We start from the raw sequence: 3,497 nt of genomic DNA, 5'->3' as shown, positions 1-3,497 counted from the left end.
CTCCCATAAAGTAGTTCGTCCAATCTTAAATCTTGCTGCCACTGTTTCTCTGCTTTCTCCTTCGTCTAGCGCTTCCATTGCTTTTTTTCTTAAATCATAACTATATGCTGCTGGCATTCAACCTCCTTATCATCATCTACCCTTATCCTATCACATCCGGACTTTTATGGAAAGAGCTATAACACTGTCTATGATTATTTTTTCTATCGGTTGTGCAATTTTCCAGCCAGTGATTTTTAATGCATCAATAAATGTTTTCCCTGAAATTAAAGGCACAGCTTCTTCTACAGTCTCGTTCATTAGAGCTTTTATCATGGCTATTTTTATCGGCTTAACAAGCTACATTTACAATGGTCAAACAATTAGTGTAGCTGTTCTTGTTTTATCCGCGATAGTACTAGAACTTGTTTTTACTGTCTATCTATTGCGTTTAAAAGATCCTATGTAATTAATAAAGATATTCCATTGTAGGCTGCTAACTTTCCCCTGCCAATCTTTCTGCTTCATTACGTGAGATTAATGCCTCAATAAATTCATCTAGTTCGCCTTCTTTTATAATCTGCTCTAGCCGATGTGAAGTTAGATTAATTCTGTGGTCTGTTATTCTTGATTGTGGGAAATTATATGTTCTTATGCGCTCGGAACGATCACCAGAGCCAATCTGACTTTTCCTCATTGTTGACCTTTCCATTTCTTTTTTTTGTCTTTCAATTTCGTATAGCCTTGCCCTCAATACTTTGAGCGCTTTAGCTTTATTTTTGTGCTGCGATTTTTCATCTTGCTGTATCACAACTATCCCTGTTGGCAAGTGGGTGACCCTTACTGCGCTGTCAGTTGTATTCACTGATTGCCCTCCAGGACCACTGGATCTATAAACATCTATTCGTAAGTCTTTTTCTTCTATTTTAAAGTCAACTTCTTCTACTTCAGGTAATATCGCAACAGTAGCGGCAGAGGTATGCAACCTTCCTGAGGATTCAGTTTCTGGCACTCTCTGTACTCTGTGCACCCCTGATTCAAATTTCAACCTTGCAAAAACTTCTGTTCCATTAATGAGTGCAGAAGCTTCCTTATAGCCACCTATACCTGTATTAAAAATGCTTATTGGCTCGAACTTCCAATTTCTTCTTTCTGCATATTTTTGATACATACGAAATAACATTGCTGCAAATAATGCTGCTTCTTCTCCGCCTGTACCTGCTCTAATTTCTAATATTGCGTTTCTTGAGTCATCTTCATCTTTGGGCAATAATGCTAACTTTAATTTTGCTTTTATTTTTGGTAATAATACCTTGTGCTTTTCGAAGAATTCTTCTTTTGCTAACTCTTTTATATCACCTTCGCTGTTTTCATCTTTCATTATTTCTTCTAAGTCTGAAATTTCCTCTTTCAGCGTGTTATATTCGTCAATTATCTTGATTATTGGCCTGAGCTCAGAGTATTCCTTTGAAAGGGTAATGAATTCTTTTTGACTTAAATTGGTAGGATTTTCCAAATTTCTCTCTATATCATTAAATTTTTTCTTTAAGTCTTGTAAATTATTTTCCATATCCATATAGCACAGATCTAGCTAAGTAATATATACTGAAATAAAAAATTTCTTATATCAAGCAATAACACTATAATATACCTACTACCTTCTAGTTGAATATAATGGCAAAACAGATAACATCAAACTGCAATTTCATATTTGGAGCTTCGGACATAAAATCATTACCAAATGAGTCGGCTCCAGAGATTGCGTTTGCTGGTAGATCAAATGTAGGAAAATCCAGTCTGATTAACTTACTGATAAACAGCAAAAAAGCTGCCAGAGTTTCCTCTAAACCTGGATGCACTAGACAAATAAATTTTTACTCTATGTACAATGATAAGTTCAGGCTTGTTGACCTACCAGGGTATGGTTATTCTCATGCAGGTAAGGAGGAAATTATACAATATTTAAACTTAATTGAGTATTATCTAATTCAAAGAAGAAATCTAAGAAGAGTGTTTGTGTTGATAGATAGCAAGGTAGGATTAAAAGAAATAGACAAAGACTTCATTTATTGGTTAATATATAATAACATTAACTTTAACGTTGTGCTAACAAAAATAGATAAAGTAAGTCAAAAAAGCTTAGGTGCTGTTATAGAAGATATTCAAAGATGGATTAATAATGAGAATGTGTCAATTCATCAAATGAGCATCCGTGTTAAGCATAAAATAACCAAGGTAAGAGATGAGTTTTTCAAGTTTACAAGATAAAAAAATGAAGAGTAGTGAATTCTTAAAGGGTGAGGTATCATTTGAACAAAAAGCAGAAATATTATTTGAAGTGCTATCTAATATACCTAGCTTTGTAGGCGAGACTTTTGTCATTAAATGCGGTGGTACAATAATCTTAGATGAAACACTATTTAACACTTTTGTGCATAATGTTGTCTTGTTGAAGCAGCTTGGTATAAATCCGGTAATAATTCATGACGGAGAATATGAAATTAACTCGGTGTTAAAAGTGCTGGGTATGGACAGTAAATTTGTGAATGGTATCAGACTTACAGACAGAGACACTATGAAAATCATTGAAATGGCACTGTGTGGCTCAGTTAATAAAAAAATTGTTCAGCATATAAATTCTGCTGGTGGTTCAGCTATTGGATTATGTGGAAAAGATGGTAACTTAATTAAAGCCGAAAAAATAACCGCTACGCTTAGAGAAGATAGATCAAATAATATCGAAAAGATATTAGACATGGGGTTCATCGGTAGACCCACTGAAATCAATCCTGATATATTATTTTTTATTGAAGAATCAGATTTTATACCAGTTATTGCACCAATTGGTCATGGAAAAGATGGGGAAACATATCATATTGATGCCGATAGCACTGCAAGCGCAATCGCAATCGCAGTTTCTGCATCTAAAATGATAATCTTGAGTGACACAGATGAAGCAATAGATAAAATTGGTGGCAGGAAGATATCTGTTAAAAATTTGAATGCATCGATTGATTGTGGGAAAATTAAAGGGGAAAAATTTATTGAAAGGCTTATGGCATACGTTAAAATGGCGGAGGAATATGCTGGAGTTGTTCACATAGTTGATGGTAGAATACCTAACATTATGCTTGATTTATTTACTGAGAATAATTCAAGCATATCGATTGTGAGTGATTTATAGCTATACTGCTTGCAACTACACGAATACCAAGAGGGTGTCATTCAAGTAGCTGACACTGGAATGACAGCAATCTACGTCATACCGCGATTCATTCGCGGTATCTCAGATCCCGCTAACAAGCAGCGGGATGACGGTTGTCGTTTAGCCATAAATACTAAGAAATTTACCAAACAAAAAAAAGGCAAAAGAAGCCCCGTGGTTATTATCCGCTTTAAAATATTGGCGTTTTTTATGTTTTAAACGCTTGACAAGCAAGATTTAGCTGCTTTTAATTGCAACTAACCTATGCTGCAAATGTTTAAGAAATTTACCAAGCAGAAAAAAAGACAAAGAA

General features: G+C 34.7%; 6 protein-coding genes. 3 read left to right on the top strand and 3 right to left on the bottom strand.

Annotated elements, in window-relative coordinates:
* The 3 genes from ACIPNH_RS02075 to prfA form a co-directional block, all read right to left on the bottom strand.
* Nucleotides 1-117: IS630 transposase-related protein (locus tag ACIPNH_RS02075; RefSeq protein ID WP_400771409.1), on the bottom strand; the 117-nt coding region annotated here is incomplete at its 3' end.
* A gap of 33 nt (nucleotides 118-150) precedes the next feature.
* Nucleotides 151-315, bottom strand: coding sequence for a hypothetical protein (locus tag ACIPNH_RS02070; RefSeq protein ID WP_400771430.1), 165 nt, complete (start codon nucleotides 313-315; stop codon nucleotides 151-153).
* A 160-nt stretch (nucleotides 316-475) separates the two neighbouring features.
* The gene (gene prfA / locus ACIPNH_RS02065; protein ID WP_400771427.1) at nucleotides 476-1,555 is read right to left on the bottom strand and encodes a peptide chain release factor 1; all 1,080 of its coding nucleotides are present in this window, start codon (nucleotides 1,553-1,555) and stop codon (nucleotides 476-478) included.
* Between the two features lie 98 nt (nucleotides 1,556-1,653).
* Here prfA and yihA point away from each other — a divergent pair, with 98 nt between their 5' ends.
* The 3 genes from yihA to ACIPNH_RS02050 are packed head-to-tail and all read left to right on the top strand — an operon-like array spanning nucleotide 1,654 to nucleotide 3,403.
* Complete coding sequence (yihA, locus tag ACIPNH_RS02060; protein WP_151807719.1) at nucleotides 1,654-2,247, top strand: ribosome biogenesis GTP-binding protein YihA/YsxC; 594 nt, start codon at nucleotides 1,654-1,656, stop codon at nucleotides 2,245-2,247.
* Nucleotides 2,248-2,251: 4 nt separating this feature from the next.
* Nucleotides 2,252-3,163: an acetylglutamate kinase gene (gene argB / locus ACIPNH_RS02055; protein ID WP_400771433.1), complete on the top strand. Its 912-nt coding sequence runs from the start codon at nucleotides 2,252-2,254 to the stop codon at nucleotides 3,161-3,163.
* 9 nt (nucleotides 3,164-3,172) lie between these two features.
* The gene (locus ACIPNH_RS02050; protein WP_400771424.1) at nucleotides 3,173-3,403 is read left to right on the top strand and encodes a hypothetical protein; all 231 of its coding nucleotides are present in this window, start codon (nucleotides 3,173-3,175) and stop codon (nucleotides 3,401-3,403) included.
* Nucleotides 3,404-3,497 lie beyond the last annotated feature (94 nt).

Origin of the sequence: Wolbachia endosymbiont of Drosophila barbarae (assembly GCF_044752445.1) — a bacterium.
Classification (GTDB): domain Bacteria; phylum Pseudomonadota; class Alphaproteobacteria; order Rickettsiales; family Anaplasmataceae; genus Wolbachia; species Wolbachia pipientis.
Note: the sequence above shows the minus strand (reverse complement) of the source record. Positions and strands in the feature narration are given on the sequence as shown.

What these genes read in the sequence shown, in the direction of transcription:
- prfA (WP_400771427.1), bottom strand. Translation starts at nt 1,555, where the DNA reads ATGGATATGGAAAATAATTTACAAGACTTAAAGAAAAAATTTAATGAT.
- yihA (WP_151807719.1), top strand. Translation starts at nt 1,654, where the DNA reads ATGGCAAAACAGATAACATCAAACTGCAATTTCATATTTGGAGCTTCG.
- argB (WP_400771433.1), top strand. Translation starts at nt 2,252, where the DNA reads ATGAAGAGTAGTGAATTCTTAAAGGGTGAGGTATCATTTGAACAAAAA.
- ACIPNH_RS02070 (WP_400771430.1), bottom strand. Translation starts at nt 315, where the DNA reads ATGATAAAAGCTCTAATGAACGAGACTGTAGAAGAAGCTGTGCCTTTA.